We start from the raw sequence: 16,184 nt of genomic DNA on the forward strand, positions 1-16,184 counted from the left end.
TTTTGCTCAGGCTCACGTGTTACGGGCGGCAGGGAATGCTCCTCAGCATTCCACCCAGCTGACAGCCAGGCCGCCCCGTGAAGTCTCTTTGTATTTGTCATGCATGTCGGCGCCGGTATCGCGCATGGTGCGGATCACCCGGTCGAGGGAGATGAAATGCTTGCCGTCGCCGCGCAGGGCCATCTGGGTGGCGTTGATCGCCTTCACCGCAGCAATGGCGTTGCGCTCGATGCACGGCACCTGGACCAGGCCGCCGACCGGGTCGCAGGTCAGGCCCAGGTTATGTTCCAGGCCGATCTCGGCGGCGTTTTCCAGTTGCTCGGGCGTGGCGCCCAGCACATCGGCCAGGCCGGCCGCGGCCATGGCGCAGGCGGAGCCAACTTCACCCTGGCAGCCGACTTCGGCGCCGGAGATCGAGGCGTTCTTCTTGCACAGGATGCCTACGGACGCGGCGGCGAGGAAAAACGCCACCACATCGTCATCCGACGCCTCGGGGTTGAACTTCATGTAGTAATGCAGCACCGCCGGAATGATCCCGGCCGCGCCGTTGGTCGGTGCCGTGACCATGCGCCCGCCGGCGGCGTTCTCTTCGTTGACGGCGAGGGCAAACAGGTTCACCCATTCCATCGCCGAAAGGGTCGAACTGATGACGTTCGGCTTGCCGATTTCCAACAGGCTGCGGTGCAATTTCGCCGCGCGTCGTGGCACATCCAGGCCACCGGGCAAGATGCCTTCGTGGCGCAAACCCTGCTCGACACACTCACGCATCACCGACCAGATATGCAGCAGGCCCTGGCGGATTTCCGCGTCGCTGCGCCAGGCCCGTTCATTGGCCATCATCAATTCGGAAACCCGCAGGCCGTGCTGGTTGCACAACGACAACAGTTCGGCGGCACTGGAAAAGTCGTACGGCAACTGCACGTCATCGCTTGCTGCTGTGCCGGACTCGACCTCGGCCGCCTCGACGATAAAACCACCGCCCACCGAGTAGTAGGTCTGCTCGAACAGCAGGCCACTTTCGCTAAAGGCGCTCAGCGCCATGGCGTTGGGATGGTAGGGCAGGCTCTCATCGAGCAGCAGCAGGTCGCGTTGCCAGTCGAAGGCAATGTTCAGGCGGCCGCCAAGTTGCAATTCGCCACTGTCGCGTAGCTGTTGGATACGTGGGCCGATGCTGTTGGGGTCGATGCTGTCCGGCCATTCGCCCATCAGGCCCATGACGCAGGCGCGGTCGGTGGCGTGGCCGACGCCGGTGGCAGACAGCGAGCCATACAGGCGGACTTCGACGCGCCAGACCTGGCTCAGCAGGCCTTGGTCGAACAGCGCCTGGGCGAAGGTGGCGGCGGCGCGCATCGGGCCGACTGTGTGGGAACTGGACGGGCCGATGCCGACCTTGAAGAGATCAAAAACACTGATAGCCATGCTAAAGCCTTACAAGCAATGGAGTAGGAATCGCTGCCATTTTTTGTAGGACGAGCGCAATGTCGGCGATACTGCCTACCTCGGTCCACGGTGACCAACGAAACTTCCTAAGACAGGCTTTAGCAGGACTAAACGATGAGTCGTCAATTTCACGCCCAGACCTACGTCTGGCTGCATGTGTTTTCCTGTGCGGCGCGGCACCTGTCGTTCACCCGTTGTGCCGAAGAGCTGCACATCACCCCCGGGGCGGTCAGCCAGCAGATCCGTCAGTTGGAAGAGCGCCTGGGTTTCCGCCTGTTCCATCGGCGCGCCCGTGGCGTCGAGTTGAGTGCCGAAGGCCAGCGCCTGGCGATCACCGTCGGCGAAGCCTATGGCAGCATCGACGCAGAGTTGCGCCGACTGGACGCCGGCATGATCAGCGGCATCCTGCGCCTGCGCTCGATCCCGTCCTTCCTCGGCAAATGGCTGACCCCGCGCCTGCCGCGCTTGCAACAGCGCTACCCGGACATCCAGTTGCGCCTGGTGGCCGAGGACAGCAGCGTGGCCCTGCACGAGGGCGACTTCGACCTGGCGATCGACCTGAACGATGGCAGCTACCCGGGGCTGTTATCCACAGCCTTGCTCGATGAACAGATTTTTCCGGTCTGCGCCCCCAGCCTGCTGCGTGGGCGCCCCCCGCTGCACGGCCCGGCGGACCTGGTGCATTTTCCGTTGTTGCACGACATCACCGCCTGGCGGGGCAGCTACGAATACGCGGAATGGGAGTTCTATCTCAACGCCATCGGCTTCGACGGTGCAGATGTACGGCGTGGGCATACGTTCAATCGCAACCACCTGACCATCGAGGCGGCGATTGCTGGCATGGGCGTGGCCATTGCCCGGCGCACGCTGCTCAATGATGAACTGGAGCGCGGCACCCTGATCGTGCCCTTTGGTGTTGCGGTGCCCAACTACAAACGTTACGTGCTGCTGTATGCACCGGGTGCGCTGAGCCATCCGGGCGTACGCGCGGTGCACGACTGGCTGGTGGAAGAGGCGCAGATCTTTCGCGGAATGCACCCTTTGGGTGAGGGGCAGATGTGAGTAATTGTTGCAGTGTTACCAGGCGACCCAACTCCCGACCTTAACAGCGCTTTTGTCCGTTGTCCGACTTTTTCAGCAATGAAAATTTATCTTTTTTTAGGGGTTGAATTGTTTCACCGTCTGCCCAACTCTGTAAGTAAGAGGTCACGGTCACTGAAGATTCAACGCTACACCGGACCTCTCGCGAGCTAGCTGAAATAAGGGATGAACTATGCAAATCCAAGTCAACAGCGATAACCATATTGAAAGCAGCATCCGACTGGAGGAGTGGGTACGTACTACCATTGAGAGCACGCTCGAACGTTATGAAGAAGACCTGACCCGCGTTGAGGTCTACCTGCGGGATGAGAACGGCGACAAGCCCGGTCCCCACGATTTAAGTTGCCGCCTGGAAGCACGGCCAAAAGGCCATCAACCACTGTCGGTGTCCGCCAAGGGCGATACCCTGGAACAGGCGATCGACAGCGCAGCCACCAAACTGGAACACGCGCTGGAACATCTGTTTGGTCGACTGCAAGGCAAGCCACGCGCTGCCGGGAAAAACCAGCCAATCAACAAAGTGAATGAAGACGCACTGGAACAGGAATTCCTGGAAAACGAAAATGCTGTGATCAACGGCTGACCGGTTCTTCATCCTCTACAAGCGGGCCTGCATTTGCAGGCCCGATTTCATTTAGCTGCGTCGGAAAAAATACCGACTCAGCAGCGCCAGCCCACACGCCCCCAACCCTGCAAACAACATGGCCCAACCGGCGCCATGGCGCAGTGCTGCCTGGGCATCGTCGAGTGCCAGCCCTGGCGAATCCAACTTGCCCGCTGCAATGTTTTGGCTGATGGCCGGCCAGTCCAGTGCAGTGCTCGCAGGCAACACCTCAGCCAGTTGATGGCTGATGCCCAGCAACAGCACCAGGCCCATCAGCGCGATGTTGATTGCCAAGGTAATTAATCGTGCGCTCAGGTCGATGCCCGACGCCATGCCCGCGCGGTCGGCGGACACCGAGCCCGTGGTGGTGTTGGTAGTGGGCGAGTTGGTCAGCGCCAGGCCCACGCCCGTCAGCACGCAGCTAGCCAGTATCAGCCCGATATCCGGGTGTTCGGCCATGTTGATGGCGGCCATGGCCAGAAACCCTATAGCCATCAGTCCCAGGCCCAAGGGGATGACGCCTTCGGCGCCGTAGCGCAGGGCGAGGCGCTCGGCCAGCGGCGGAACCAGCAGGGTCGGCAAGGTGTAGGCGAGCAGGGCCGCACCAGTGGTCAGGGTGTCGTAACCCAGGCCGGCCTGGAAGTACAACGGCAGGTAGATCATGAAAGGCCAGAAGCTGAAGTTCATGCCGATCGAGCCCATCAGCGCACCGTTGAAACGGTGGATGCGAAATACCGCGAAGTCGAACATCGGGTGCGCGCTGCGGCGCTCAATCACGATAAACAACAGCAACGCAGCCAGCGCCAGGCCCGCCCAGCCCGGTACAAAGCCATTTTCGCTGCCTTGGGTGATGAAGTAGACCAGGGCAAACACCGACAGCGTCAACGTCAGCATGCCGGCGATATCGAGGCGATGAGCGCTCGGGTCGCGGGATTCTTCCACGCTGACGCGCAGCAGTACCAAGGTGAACAATGTCAGTGGCACATGCACCAGGAACACCCAGCGCCAATCCGCCACGGCCAGGATCAATGCGCCGACCATCGGCCCGAAGCCGAGGCCCACGCCGGCAATCACGCCCCATATGGCAAATGCCCGCGCCCGCGCTGCCGGGTCGCGGAACAGGTGCGAGAGGATGGCGAACTGACAAATCATCATCGCCCCACCGCCAATGCCCTGGACAAACCGCGCGACAATCAGTGTGGAGGCGCTGCCGGCCAGCCCACACACCAGCGAAGCCACGGCAAATACCCACAGGCACAGCACCAGCATGCGTCGACGGCCAAAGCGGTCAGCCAATGTGCCTGCCGCCATCAGCACGCTGGTGCAGGCCAGGGTGTAGGCGTTCATGATCCATTGGGCGTCCTGGAAACCGGTGCCCAGTTGCTGTTCCAAGGTGGGCAGGATGATCGGCACGCTGGAAATTTCCAGGCCGAACATCAGTGCCACCAGGCACACGGCGGTGAGGGCCAGGTTGTTTCTGGCGGTGCTGGGTGTGCTGGCGGCCGATAAGCTGGCGGCGGGTGGCATGGGATTCTCCTGTGGATAAACGATGGGAGTCATTCTCGCGGGAACCTGGTTCTTTATTCGTGATAAATTTTCTTTTGATAGGGGACTCAAGGGCGACAATTGCACCATGGCCACACCACGTTTTGATGGCGTTGAACTCTTTCTGCAGATCGTCGAAAGCGGCAACCTGACCGAGGCCGCCGAACGGCTCAATCTCACGCGCTCGGCGGTGGGCAAGGGTCTGGCGCGGCTGGAGGCGCGGCTTGGCACGTGCCTGTTGCAGCGTTCGACCCGTCGCCAACGGCTCACCGAAGACGGCCAGGCCTACTACGAACATTGCCTGCGCGCACTGGCGGAACTGGAGGCAGCCGAATCGGTGTTGGAAAGTGGCCGCCAACAGCCACGCGGACGCTTGAGGGTGAGTTTGCCGCTGGCGTTCGGACATCACTACGCGGCGCCCGCACTGTGGGGCTTGATGGCGCGTTATCCAGAGCTGGAAATCGAGATTTGCTTCGCCGACCGGCTGGTGGATCTGGTCCAGGAAGGCTTCGACGTGGCCGTGCGAATCGGCCCGCTGCCCGACACCGACCGCCTCAGCGCGCGTCGCCTGGGTGAACAGTCCGTGTGCCTGGCGGCGGCACCGGCGTATTTGCAACGTGTGGGGCCAATTGAATCGATCGACGACCTCGCCGGCCACCGCGGCATCGCCTACCGCTGCAATACCCCACACCGTTCCCGGGTGGTTTCGCCGCTGCTGATGGACGACCTCCAGGCCGTGGCCGACGCCGCTATCGCGGGCGTGGGCCTGGCCTGGTTGCCGAGTTGGCTGGTGGCGCACTATGTGCTGCGTGGACAACTGGAAGCCGTGTTGCCCAGCTACCGTGAGCAGCCTTCACCGATCCATGTGATCTGGCCCACGGCGGTTCATATGCCGGCCAAGACGCGCTGTGCCATCGACGCCTTGGTGGCCGGCACGCCGTCGTGCCTGGCGGGCAGTTGATCAGAACGCGATGGACGTCTGCACATACACCGTACGCGGCTCACCCACGTATTTGCCTTTGTTGTTGTCGTCGAACGAGCGCGTGAAGTACTGGGTGTTGAAGATGTTTTTCACGCCGACCGCGACCGTCAGGTCAGACAGCTGCGGGCCGAAGTCGTAGCCCGCGCGGCTGCTGAACAGCATGTAGCCGGGAATCTTGCCGGTGCTGCCATCGGCGCTTTCGGCCTGGGTGTTGGCGTTGTCGGCGTATTGGTCGCTTTGCAAGCTGCTGTCCAGATTGAGTTGCCACGGGCCTTCGGTGTAACCGATACCCAGGGTGCCTTTGTGCCGGGAGGAGAACGGCACGCGGTTGCCCTGGTTCGGCCCGTCTTCGCGGATGGTGGCGTCGACGAAGGCGTAGGTCGCGTAGACATCAAAGCCGGTCAGCGCCGGGTTCAAGCCCTCCAGCGCATAGTTGATGCTGGTCTCGATGCCTTGGTGACGGGTTTCACCTCGGGCGATCACCGAGTCGTTGGTCTGGTTGCTTTCGTACTGGTTGTCGAAGTTGATCAGGAACGCGCCGATCTCGGCCCGCAGGTTGCCATTGTCGTAGCGCGTTCCCAGTTCCCAGGTACGGGCTTTCTCCGGTTTGACTTCGCCGCTGGTCACCCGGTTGGGCATCTGGCTGTATTGCACACTGCCGAACGAACCTTCGGTGTTGGCATACAGGTTCCACGTATCGCTCAGGTGGTACATGACATTCAGCGCCGGCAGCGTGGTTCTGTAGTCGCCTTTGTATTGGACGTCGGTCAGGTTGTTGGACTGTTGCGAATCGATCATTTCGTACCGCACGCCCGGGGTGATGGTCCACTTGCCGATATCGATCCGGTCATCGACGAAGAACGCATTGGCCTCGGTGCCGCCGCGGGTGTCGCGATCGTTGCGGCTGTCGGTGCTGGGCAATTGCTGATCGGCGCTGATCGGTGTGCGGTAGCGCAACTCGTGGCCGGCTTCGTTGATGTAGCGGTAGCCGACGCCGACTTCGTGACTGCTCTGGCCGAGGTCGAAGCCCTGGGCAAAACGGCTTTCCAGGCCGCGCACCCAATACTCGCGCGGTGACAGCGAAAGGAAACTGCCCTGGTCCAGGTAGCCACTGCGCAGGGTCTTGGTGAAGAAGCTGTTGACGGTGAATTCGCGGCGATCCTGTTCGTAGCGATACCCGACGTTGAACATCGTCCGACGACCCCAGAACTTGTCGTAGGGGCGTGTCGACTGGTACGGGTCGGCAGCGTAGTCAGCCACATTCAGGCCGCCGGGCATGTCGGCGTTGCCTTCATAGTACTGGGCCATGGCATTAAAGCTGTTGGCGTCATCGAGTTGGTACTTGCCCTTGAGGATCAGGTCGTCGATTTGCGTGTCGCTGTGTTCGCGCCAGTCGCCACCGCGGGTGCCGGAGTACAGGAGCGCCCCACCCATACCGTTGGCGGCGGTACCGCCGGCCAACAGATTAGCGCTGCTCTTGAAGCCGTCGTGGCTGGAAGACGGGCTGGTCTCGGTCTGCATGCCCCCCTTGAGCGTCGGCTGATCGGGGATGGCCCGGGTCACGAAGTTGACGATGCCGCCGACGTTCTGCGGGCCGTAACGCACCGCACCGCCACCGCGCACCACGTCCACGGCGTCCATGTTGCCCATGCTGATCGGCGCGAACGACAGCTGTGGCTGGCCATAGGGTGCGAACGGCACGGGGATGCCGTCCATCAGCACCGTGGAGCGCGACGCCAGGCGTGGGTTGAGGCCGCGAATGCCGAAGTTCAGCGCCATGTCATGGCTGCCGGTGCCGTTGTTTTCCGGGGCGTTGACCCCGGGGACCCGGTTGAGCACGTCCCGTGCCTGGGTGGCTCCCTGGCGTTGGAACTCCTCGCGTCGCACCACATCGCGCGCGCCCGGATGCTCGAACACATTGATCGCGGCGGCGTCCCCCAGCCAGTCACCGACCACATTGGAGGTGCCCAGCTCCAGGGTGGGCGCTGCTGCCGGCGCACTGACCGGTTGCAGGCTGTAGGCGTTGTTGCCTTCGGAGCGGGCTTGCAGGCCGGTGCCTTCGAGCAACGCTTGCAAGCCTGTTTGCGGATCATAGTTACCCACCAAGCCTGGGCTGTGGATATCGCGGGTGACCTGCGAGCCGAACGAAATCAGCACTCCGGCTTCACGCCCGAACTGGTTCAGCGCACTTTCCAGGGAGCTCGGGGCGATGTGATAGGGCTTGGCCTCGGCGGCCAGTGCCATGGGTGCGGCAGCGAATCCCAGGCTGGCGCCGAGCAGGAGCTGACGCAGCGAACGGGCGAGGGGCGTAAGGCAGGTGGGGCGGGCGGGCATGGCGACGATCCTGAGAGAAGGGAATCAAGGTGGCTTTGTTTCTCTGTCACGCCAGATCGGAAAAACGGCTCACGCGAAATGAAAAAAAACCTACACCCGTGCCTGCACTGTCACCCAGTAGCGGGTAAACCGTTTGACGGTGACCGGCAGGCTGACCTCCAGCAGGTCGAGGATGCGTTCACTGTCGTCCAGCGGGTAGCTGCCGGAAATCAGCAGGTCGGCGACCGCAGCGTCGCAGTTGAGCTGACCACGCCGATAACGGCCGAGTTCTTCGAGAAAGTCCGCCAGGCGCATGTGCGCGGCCACCAGCATGCCGTCGACCCAAGCGCCGCTGTTGGCATCCAGGGCGCGGGGCGTGTCCCAGCTGCGCTCGGTGAAACTCAACTGGTGGTGCGGTTCCAACAGCAGGCTCGCGCCACTGTTGGCGCTCAGTTCGACCTGGCCATCGAACACCGCAACCTGGGTGCGAGTGCTCAGTTGGCGCACGTTCAGGCGCGCGCCAGCGAGACGCAGGACACCTTGGGCGGTCTGCAGGTGTAGCGGTCCGGCGCCTTGGCTGCGGGTCAGGAGGATCTCGCCCTCGAGCAAATGAACCAGCCCTGGCCGCACATCCACCGAGGTGTTGGTGTTGAGCATCAACCGGCTGCCATCGCTCAGTTGCTCACTGCGCCGCTGGCCGATCGGGCTGCGGTAGTCGGCCAGCAGCGGGGTCAGGGGATTGTGCTCACGCAGGCCCCAGGTGGCGGCTGAGCCGGCGCCGAGAATCAGCAGCAGTTTCAGGGCTTGGCGCCGGCTGGCGGACTTCGGCGCATTGAGGGTCGAATGCATCAGGGGTGAGGACAGGCCGCTCAGGCGCTGGTTGACCCGTTGAATATGTTCCCAGGCCCGTTGATGTTCGCTGTGGGCATGCAGCCACTGTTGCCAGGCCTGTTGCCGGCGCGGGCTGAGCGCTCCCTCTTGCATTTCGATCAGCCAGCAAACGGCTTGTTCGGCCACCTGTGGGGAAAATTGCGTCGGGGTGTGCAGGTTGGCGTTCACTGGGCGAAGTAGCAGCGCAGGGCCGCCTTGTGCAAATGACGTTTGACCGTGGCGATGGAAATCCCCAGTTCCAGGGCGATCTCGGCGTACTTCAGGCCATCGACCTGGGCCAGCAGGAACGCACGTTTCACCTGGGGCGCCAAGCCGTCGAGCAGTTGGTCCAGCTCCATCAGGGTCTGCAGGATGATTGCCTTGTCTTCTTCCGATGGCGCGGTCATTTGCGGGTATTGCGCCAGGGTCTCGAGGTAGGCGCGCTCCAGGTCCTGGCGGCGATAGTGATTGCACAGCACCCGCTTGGCGACGGTGGTAAGGAAGGCCCGCGGCTCGATCAGCGGCACAGTTTCCCGAGCGGTCAGCAACCGCATGAAGGTGTCCTGGGCCAGGTCGGCGGCGCTATGGGGACAGCCGAGCTTGCCCCGCAGCCAGCCGGTCAGCCAGTTGTGGTGGGCGTGATAGAGACCTTCGAGGGTATTGGCGGGCTGCAAGGTGACCACTGCGAGAGAATTTGAATGCGTTAGATAACGAGAATTGTTCGCATTGTAGTGGCCTTGCTGGCAATCAAGCAATCAGCGCTGACCAGCGGAGCCAGGCTTTTTCATCTGAGTCTTTTGCACATGAGAATATTTATCATTACTATTGGCCTCCGTTGACCCTGCGCTGGCATGGACCGCGCGCAGATTTCCTTTCGTTTCAAGGTCGAAACATGAAAAGCCTCCCCGTTTCCTATCGCCTGGCCGTCACCTCGCGGGTGCTGGCCGCGCTGTTTGGCGGTTACCTCCTCGCGGCACTGGCCAGTATCTGCATGAGCCTGTGGCTGCCCATGGCCCGCGCCGAAGCCGTGGTCAGCGGCATGATGACGTCCTTCCTGGTGTACCTGGTGGCCGTGCTCTGGTGTTTTGCCAGTCGCAGCGCCTGGCAGGCGTGGTTCGGCCTGTTGCTGCCTGGCGTGGTGCTGGCAGCGTTCGGTGGCCTGGGTTACTGGTTGGGGCAATCATGAAAGAGGGCTTCCGTCAGGCCATGGCCTGGTTGCACACCTGGACCGGATTGATCTTCGGCTGGATTCTGTTCGCGATCTTCCTCACCGGTACCTTGTCGTACTTCAACGACGAGATCAGCCACTGGATGCAGCCGGAAATCCCGGTGCGCCAGGTCAGCAGCGAAGCCAGCCTGACGCTGGCGCAGCACTACCTGCAGCAGCACGCTGGCGGTGCCGGGCGTTGGGTGATCAGCCTGCCGAGCGCGCGCGACCCTGGCCTGTCGGTGTCCTGGCAGATGCCGGGCAATGAAGGCCGACGCGGCCCTCGCGAGCAACGCCAACTCGACCCACTCAGCGGTGAGGTGCTGCAGGTGCGCGATACCCGCGGCGGCGACTTCTTCTATCGCTTCCACTACCAGTTGCAGATGCCCCATCCGTGGGGCCGCTGGTTATCCACCAGCGCGGCAATGCTGATGCTGGTGGCGTTGATCACCGGGATCATCACCCACAAGAAAATCTTCAAGGATTTCTTCACCTTCCGCCCGCGCAAGGGCCAGCGCTCCTGGCTCGACGGGCACAACGCGGTGGGGGTGCTGGTGCTGCCGTTTCACCTGATGATCACCTATAGCAGCCTGGTGATCTTCATGTACATGGTGATGCCGGCGAGCATCCTGGTGGCTTATCAGGGCGATACCGATAGCTTCTTCAGTGAGCTATTCCCGGCGTCCGAGTCACCCAAGGCCGAGGGTCAGCCCGGGCAGTTGCTGGCGCTGGCACCCTTTGTCGAGCGGGCGCGTGAACAGTGGGGCGGCGGCCAGGTGCGCCTGGTGACGGTGAGCCATCCAGGCGACGTCAAGGCGACGGTGAATGTCATGCGCAGCAGCGCCGACCGGGTGATGTATGAGTTCGGCAGTGCCGTGGCGTTCGACGGGGTCAGCGGCGCATTTCTCACGGCTGATCCGGCACGTCCGGCGCCCATGGCCATTGCGGGCAGTTTCTACGGTTTGCACCTAGGGCATTTTGCCGGTCCGACCCTGCGCTGGCTGTACTTTATCTGTGGCTTGGCCGGCACCGCGATGATCGGCACCGGGCTGGTAATCTGGCTGGGCAAGCGCCAGTTGAAACATGCCAAGAGCGGCGTGATGCCGTTTGAGTTGCGGCTGGTGGAGGTGCTCAATATCGCCAGCATGTCGGGGCTGCTGATCGCAGTGGCGGTGTTCTTCTGCGCCAACCGCCTGTTGCCGGTGAACCTGGCCGAGCGTGGCGAGTGGGAGGTCAACAGCTTTTTCATCGCCTGGGGCTTGAGCCTGCTGCATGCCTTGGTGCGTCGTGGTCGCGTGGCCTGGGTTGAGCAACTGGCACTGGCCGCCGGGTTGTTCTGTGCGGTGCCGCTGTTGGACGCCTTGAGCAGCGAGCAGTCGTTACGCATGTTGCTGGCGCAAGGCGACTGGGCCCGTCTGGGCTTTGACCTGACGTGCCTGGGCAGTGGTGTGTTTCTCGCCTGGGCGGCATGGAAGATGAGGCGTGCCGCGCAGCTCGGCGGCAAAGCCCCGGCGCGTGCGGTGCGTGCGCCGAGTGTCAGATCCAAAGTCGAGGTGAACTGAATGCTGCTGCCCGTGTTGCTGAGCTACAGCGGATTTACCGCGTTGTGCCTGTCGATGGACCGCCATCATCGCGACCTGCTCGCCCGTACGCCGACGACGCGTGTGCGGCGGCTGCTGCAGTTGTGTGGCTGGTCGCTGTTGGGCCTGTCTTTGGCGGCGGCCGTCCTGGCCACCGGCTGGAGCCTGGGCCTGGTCGAGTGGTGCGCGGCCCTGATGGCCAGCGCCATGCTGCTGGTGTGGTTGCTGCCATATCGGCCGCGCCTGGTGATGCTCATGGCGGCCCTCGGGCTGCTATTCAGCCCACTGGTCGCGTTGGCGCTGGGGTAGGCGAGGCGAGCCGAATGATCAGCATGCCCCCTGAACCGCAGAAGGCCGACGGTAGCGACAGCCCGAGCGGCCGTGCGCATTTTCTCCAGGTGTTTTTGTCCCAGCGCTCGCAGATGGAAGCCTTGGTCAGTCGGCGGGTGGGGTGTCGGGCGACGGCGGCCGACCTGGTGCAAGACCTGTTTCTGCGGTTCTGGCGGCGGCCGTTGGTGCAAGTCGAGGAACTCAGCACGTATTTGCTGCGTTGCGCCGGCAACATCGCCATCGATCACCTGCGCAGCGAAGGCGCCCGGGGCCGGCTGAGCGAAGGCTGGCTGCCGGAGCAGCAGGACAATCTTGGGGTGGAGCCGCAAGCGGCCCTCGAAGCCGGCAATGACTTGCGCCATGTTGAAGCTGCGCTGCGCAGTTTGCCCGAGCGCACCCGACAGATTTTTTTGCTCAACCGCATCCACGGCCGCAAGTACGCGCAGATTGCCAAGGTCATGGGCGTGTCCCAGAGTGCCGTGGAAAAACATATGATGCGCGCGCTCGAAGCCTGCAAGGCCAGTCTGCGGGACCCCGAATCACGTACGCCAGGGAAAGCCCCGTGAACCACGACACTCGCGTCCTGCCGACGCCCGCGCAGGAACAGGCCGCACTGGCCTGGCTGAGCCTGTTGCACGATCAGCCAAGCAGTGGCGATCAAGCGACCTTCAGTCATTGGCTGCAGGCCGATCCTGCCCACGCCGAGGCCTATGCCCAGGCCCAGGTGATCTGGGAACTCAGCGAAGTGCCCGCCCGGACCCTGGCCGATGAAGATGCCTTGGCCTTGCAGGGCTACCTGAATGCGATGAACCGCTCGCGGCGTTCCAGTGTGCGGCGCTGGTCGGGTGGGCTGGCGTTGGCCGCCAGCCTGCTGCTGATGGTGTCGATGGGGGCGGGCTGGCAGCCGTCGCGCTGGTTCGATGACCTGGGCGCCGACTATGTCTCGGCGCCGGGGCAGGTGCGCAGCGTGACCCTGGCCGATCGGTCAGTGATCACCCTGGATGCCGACAGCGCCATCGCCGTGGATTTCAGCCGCGGTGAACGGCACGTCGAGGTGCGACGGGGGGCTGCGTTTTTCAGCGTCAGCCACACGGGTGAACCCTTTGTAGTCGATGCCAACCAAGGCGAGGCGCGAGTCCTCGGCACCCAGTTCGAGGTGCGCCTGCAACCCATGGGCGCGCAGGTCAGCGTGCTCTCGGGACGGGTCGGCGTCACCCCGGGCAAAGGTGCCGAGCAGCAGGTGCTGGGCGCTGACCAGCAAGTGGCCTACAGCGCCGGCCAGGCCCGTGCCCTGCAAGCTATCGATGCGCAGGCGCAACTGGCCTGGCGCCAGGGCTGGCTGAATTACTACAAGGCACCCCTGGCCGACGTGGTGCAGGACCTGCAGCGTTATTACCCGGGGCGAATTGTCCTGCTCAACGATGAACTGGGCACGCGCCGTATCAGCGGCAGCTTCCCCAGCCACGACCCGCAAGCAGTCCCGGCATCGTTGCAAGGGCTGCTGGGCTTCGAGCAGAACCACCTGGGCAGCCTGATCATCCTGCGCTAAAGGCCCCAGCAATACCCGCGTAGCAGCTACAGATCGCGGGTGTGCAATTATTTTTGCGGATCAGATGAGGTAAAACCGAGCGCCATCCGTGTAGTGATGAAAGTGCGAATTGTTCGCATCGGTTGCGTTACTACACATGGGTCCAAGCAATGAAGTCCAGGGCAAGTTCGGTGGCAGGCGGTTCGGTCAAACAATGGTTCGGGGGCTCGGTCCTGGTGGTGGCGTTGTCAGCGCTGAACATGGCCCAGGCCGCGCAGCCCAGTGAGCAGCACAGCGCCCAATTTCGCTTCGATATCGCCGCCAAACCCTTGCCCCAGGCCCTGAGCGATTTCAGTCGGGTGACCGGGATCAGCGTGGTTTACACCGATGAAGCCCCGTATGGCGTGACAGCGCCGGCTATCAGTGGGCAGATGAGTGCCGAGCAAGCCATGCAGCGGCTGTTGAGCGGGTCGGCAATGACGTTCCGCCAGACCGACGGTCATACCCTGGTCCTGGAACCAGTGCCCAGCGCCGGCGTCCTGAACCTGGGGGCGACCACCATCACCTCAGTGCAGGACGCGTCGCTGAGCTACCAGCCGCCGGCAACCACCTCGATTGCGCGCTCCTCGGCCACGCTGCAGGAAATCCCCCAGACCATCAACGTGGTCGCCGCCCAGGTCTTGCGTGATCAGGCGCAGCGTAACCTCGACGATGCCCTGGCCAACGTCAGCGGCATCACCCAGGGCAATACGCTGGGCAGCACCCAGGACTCGGTGATGACTCGCGGTTTTGGTGACAACCGCAACGGTTCGATCATGCGCGACGGCATGCCGATCGTGCAGGGCCGTGGTCTGAATGCCTCGGTGGATCGGGTCGAGGTGCTGAAGGGGCCGGCCTCCCTGCTCTACGGGATCCAGGACCCGGGCGGGGTGGTGAACATGGTCAGCAAGAAACCCCAGATGCAGGCTTACAACGCCCTGACCGCACGCGGCTCGAGCTACGGCGACGGCAAGAACGGCAGCGGCGGTAGCCTGGACAGCACCGGCGCACTGGGGGAATCCGGACTGGCTTATCGGTTGGTGCTGGACCACGAAGACAAAGATTACTGGCGCAATTTCGGCACCCACCGCGAGAGCCTGATCGCACCGTCGCTGGCCTGGTACGGCGACCGCACCACGCTGCAATTTGCCTACGAACATCGCGAATTCCTCTCGCCATTCGACCGTGGCACCGCCATCGATCCGCTGACCAATCACCCGTTGGACATTCCGGCGGAGCGACGTCTCGACGAGCCGTTCAATAATATGGAGGGGCGCTCGGACCTCTACCACTTCGAGGCCGACCACGAACTCAACGACAACTGGAGCGCGCACTTCGGCTACAGCTGGAACCGCGAAACCTACGACGCCAGCCAGGTCCGCATCACCGCGATCGACCCGGCGAAGGGCACGCTGACCCGCAACATGGACGGCACCCAGGGCGCCCTCAGCACCGACCGCTTCACCACCGTCAGCCTGCAGGGCCAGGTCGAGACGGCCGGCATGCAACACGACCTGGTGCTGGGGGTGGATGACGAGTACCGCAAGATCTACCGTGCCGACCTGATCCGCCAGAAAAGCCGGGCGCCGTCGTTCAGCTACCTCGATCCGGTCTATGGTCGAGAGGTGGCGGGCACCACCGTCAGCGCCGCGGACAGCGCGCAGACCGACCTGCTGCGCAGCGACTCGGTGTTCCTGCAGGACTCTATTCACCTGAGCGAGCAGTGGATCCTCGTCGCCGGGGGGCGTTTCCAGGAGTACGACCAGTACGCCGGCAAGGGCCGTCCGTTCAAGGCCAACACCGACACCAACGGCCAGAAGTGGGTGCCCCGCGCCGGCCTGGTGTATCGCTACAGCGATGCGTTGTCGTTCTATGGCAGCTACACCGAATCCTTCAAGCCCAACTCCACCATTGCCCCGCTGAGCGGCAGCAGCACGGTGCTCGATGGTAGCGTCGCGCCGGAACAGGCCAAGTCCTGGGAGCTGGGAGCCAAGCTCGATCTGCCGGGGCGCATGACCGGCAATATCGCGCTGTTCGACATCAAGAAGCGCAACGTGCTGGTGGCCAACTCCGAGGGGCCGGTGACGATCTACAGTGCGGCGGGCGAGGTCCGCTCGCGGGGGTTGGAAATCGACCTGAGCGGGCAGTTGAGCGAGCGCTGGAGCATGATCGGCAGCTACGCCTACACCGATGCCGAGGTCACCGAAGACCCGACCTATCAGGGCAAGAAACTGCAAAACGTCGCCCGCAACACTGGGTCACTGTCGGCGGTCTACGACTTCGGCAGCCTGATCGGTGGCGATCAGTTGCGCGTCGGAGCTGGCGCGCGCTATGTCGGCGAACGGGCCGGTAACGCAGTCAACGACTTTGACCTGCCGGGCTATACCGTGGCGGATGCCTTCGCCACCTATGACACTCGGCTCGACGGGCAGAAGGTCAAGTTCCAGCTCAACGTGAAGAACGTCTTCGACCGCACCTACTACACCTCGGCCGCCAGCCGCTTTTTTGTCTCGATGGGCGATTCGCGGCAGGTGTCGTTGTCCAGTACCTTGGAGTTTTGAGAGCGGGTCGAGGGAACCCAAGCAACGAAATGCTTGCTAAAAAGTAGCGGGTTGACGGTGAGTGCCGGCTTAGCGTCTTGTCGG

Annotated in this window: 14 protein-coding genes; 9 read left to right on the forward strand and 5 right to left on the reverse strand. The window is 63.1% G+C overall.

Annotation, left to right across the window (positions count from 1 at the left end; translation table 11 throughout):
* Nucleotides 1–42 precede the first annotated feature (42 nt).
* A complete protein-coding gene (locus CKW24_RS17415) occupies nucleotides 43–1,419 on the reverse strand; it encodes an L-serine ammonia-lyase (RefSeq protein WP_095169406.1) in 1,377 nt (458 codons plus the stop codon).
* 135 nt (nucleotides 1,420–1,554) lie between these two features.
* Here CKW24_RS17415 and CKW24_RS17420 point away from each other — a divergent pair, with 135 nt between their 5' ends.
* Complete coding sequence (locus CKW24_RS17420; RefSeq protein WP_095169407.1) at nucleotides 1,555–2,502, forward strand: LysR substrate-binding domain-containing protein; 948 nt, start codon at nucleotides 1,555–1,557, stop codon at nucleotides 2,500–2,502.
* Between the two features lie 211 nt (nucleotides 2,503–2,713).
* Nucleotides 2,714–3,124, forward strand: coding sequence for an HPF/RaiA family ribosome-associated protein (locus CKW24_RS17425; RefSeq protein WP_027618585.1), 411 nt, complete (start codon nucleotides 2,714–2,716; stop codon nucleotides 3,122–3,124).
* A gap of 51 nt (nucleotides 3,125–3,175) precedes the next feature.
* Here the strand turns inward: CKW24_RS17425 and CKW24_RS17430 are convergent, their stop codons facing one another.
* A complete protein-coding gene (locus tag CKW24_RS17430) occupies nucleotides 3,176–4,672 on the reverse strand; it encodes an MFS transporter (protein ID WP_095169408.1) in 1,497 nt (498 codons plus the stop codon).
* Nucleotides 4,673–4,778: 106 nt separating this feature from the next.
* On the opposite strand from CKW24_RS17430, the gene CKW24_RS17435 reads away from it, so the two are divergent.
* A complete protein-coding gene (locus CKW24_RS17435) occupies nucleotides 4,779–5,651 on the forward strand; it encodes a LysR family transcriptional regulator (protein WP_095169409.1) in 873 nt (290 codons plus the stop codon).
* On the opposite strand, the gene fecA is transcribed toward CKW24_RS17435, so the two are convergent.
* The 3 genes from fecA to CKW24_RS17450 all read right to left on the reverse strand — a co-directional run bounded on the left by fecA (nucleotide 5,652) and on the right by CKW24_RS17450 (nucleotide 9,529).
* The gene (fecA, locus tag CKW24_RS17440) at nucleotides 5,652–8,006 is read right to left on the reverse strand and encodes a TonB-dependent Fe(3+) dicitrate receptor FecA (protein WP_095169410.1); all 2,355 of its coding nucleotides are present in this window, start codon (nucleotides 8,004–8,006) and stop codon (nucleotides 5,652–5,654) included.
* A gap of 90 nt (nucleotides 8,007–8,096) precedes the next feature.
* Nucleotides 8,097–9,044: a FecR domain-containing protein gene (locus CKW24_RS17445; RefSeq protein WP_095169411.1), complete on the reverse strand. Its 948-nt coding sequence runs from the start codon at nucleotides 9,042–9,044 to the stop codon at nucleotides 8,097–8,099.
* Nucleotides 9,041–9,529 carry a sigma-70 family RNA polymerase sigma factor gene (locus tag CKW24_RS17450; RefSeq protein ID WP_095169430.1) on the reverse strand — a complete coding sequence of 163 codons (489 nt, stop codon included), beginning with the start codon at nucleotides 9,527–9,529 and terminating at the stop codon, nucleotides 9,041–9,043. The genes CKW24_RS17445 and CKW24_RS17450 overlap by 4 nt, the downstream gene beginning before the upstream one ends.
* Nucleotides 9,530–9,747: 218 nt before the next feature.
* Between CKW24_RS17450 and CKW24_RS17455 the strand changes: the two genes are divergently transcribed.
* From CKW24_RS17455 to CKW24_RS17480, 6 genes are all read left to right on the forward strand, one after another.
* Nucleotides 9,748–10,041 (forward strand): DUF3649 domain-containing protein, encoded by a 294-nt coding sequence (locus tag CKW24_RS17455; RefSeq protein ID WP_095169412.1) that lies wholly within the window; start codon nucleotides 9,748–9,750, stop codon nucleotides 10,039–10,041.
* Nucleotides 10,038–11,624 (forward strand): PepSY domain-containing protein, encoded by a 1,587-nt coding sequence (locus CKW24_RS17460; protein WP_095169413.1) that lies wholly within the window; start codon nucleotides 10,038–10,040, stop codon nucleotides 11,622–11,624. Before CKW24_RS17455 ends, CKW24_RS17460 begins: the two co-directional genes overlap by 4 nt.
* Nucleotides 11,625–11,951, forward strand: a complete 327-nt coding sequence (locus tag CKW24_RS17465; protein WP_095169414.1) for a DUF3325 domain-containing protein — start codon at nucleotides 11,625–11,627, stop codon at nucleotides 11,949–11,951. It begins immediately after the preceding gene.
* A gap of 14 nt (nucleotides 11,952–11,965) precedes the next feature.
* Nucleotides 11,966–12,538, forward strand: coding sequence for an RNA polymerase sigma factor (locus tag CKW24_RS17470; RefSeq protein WP_095169415.1), 573 nt, complete (start codon nucleotides 11,966–11,968; stop codon nucleotides 12,536–12,538).
* The gene (locus tag CKW24_RS17475; protein WP_095169416.1) at nucleotides 12,535–13,521 is read left to right on the forward strand and encodes a FecR family protein; all 987 of its coding nucleotides are present in this window, start codon (nucleotides 12,535–12,537) and stop codon (nucleotides 13,519–13,521) included. Before CKW24_RS17470 ends, CKW24_RS17475 begins: the two co-directional genes overlap by 4 nt.
* Nucleotides 13,522–13,670: 149 nt before the next feature.
* Nucleotides 13,671–16,100, forward strand: coding sequence for a TonB-dependent receptor (locus CKW24_RS17480; protein WP_095169417.1), 2,430 nt, complete (start codon nucleotides 13,671–13,673; stop codon nucleotides 16,098–16,100).
* The last annotated feature ends 84 nt before the right edge of the window (nucleotides 16,101–16,184 follow it).

Origin of the sequence: Pseudomonas sp. Irchel 3H3, from assembly GCF_900187635.1 — a bacterium.
In the GTDB taxonomy this organism is placed as follows: domain Bacteria; phylum Pseudomonadota; class Gammaproteobacteria; order Pseudomonadales; family Pseudomonadaceae; genus Aquipseudomonas.

Coding starts and splice junctions, on each gene's coding strand:
- CKW24_RS17430 (WP_095169408.1), bottom strand. CDS start 4,672: ATGCCACCCGCCGCCAGCTTATCGGCCGCCAGCACACCCAGCACCGCC.
- CKW24_RS17455 (WP_095169412.1), top strand. CDS start 9,748: ATGAAAAGCCTCCCCGTTTCCTATCGCCTGGCCGTCACCTCGCGGGTG.
- CKW24_RS17420 (WP_095169407.1), top strand. CDS start 1,555: ATGAGTCGTCAATTTCACGCCCAGACCTACGTCTGGCTGCATGTGTTT.
- fecA (WP_095169410.1), bottom strand. CDS start 8,006: ATGCCCGCCCGCCCCACCTGCCTTACGCCCCTCGCCCGTTCGCTGCGT.
- CKW24_RS17470 (WP_095169415.1), top strand. CDS start 11,966: ATGATCAGCATGCCCCCTGAACCGCAGAAGGCCGACGGTAGCGACAGC.
- CKW24_RS17435 (WP_095169409.1), top strand. CDS start 4,779: ATGGCCACACCACGTTTTGATGGCGTTGAACTCTTTCTGCAGATCGTC.
- CKW24_RS17460 (WP_095169413.1), top strand. CDS start 10,038: ATGAAAGAGGGCTTCCGTCAGGCCATGGCCTGGTTGCACACCTGGACC.
- CKW24_RS17465 (WP_095169414.1), top strand. CDS start 11,625: ATGCTGCTGCCCGTGTTGCTGAGCTACAGCGGATTTACCGCGTTGTGC.
- CKW24_RS17425 (WP_027618585.1), top strand. CDS start 2,714: ATGCAAATCCAAGTCAACAGCGATAACCATATTGAAAGCAGCATCCGA.
- CKW24_RS17415 (WP_095169406.1), bottom strand. CDS start 1,419: ATGGCTATCAGTGTTTTTGATCTCTTCAAGGTCGGCATCGGCCCGTCC.
- CKW24_RS17480 (WP_095169417.1), top strand. CDS start 13,671: ATGAAGTCCAGGGCAAGTTCGGTGGCAGGCGGTTCGGTCAAACAATGG.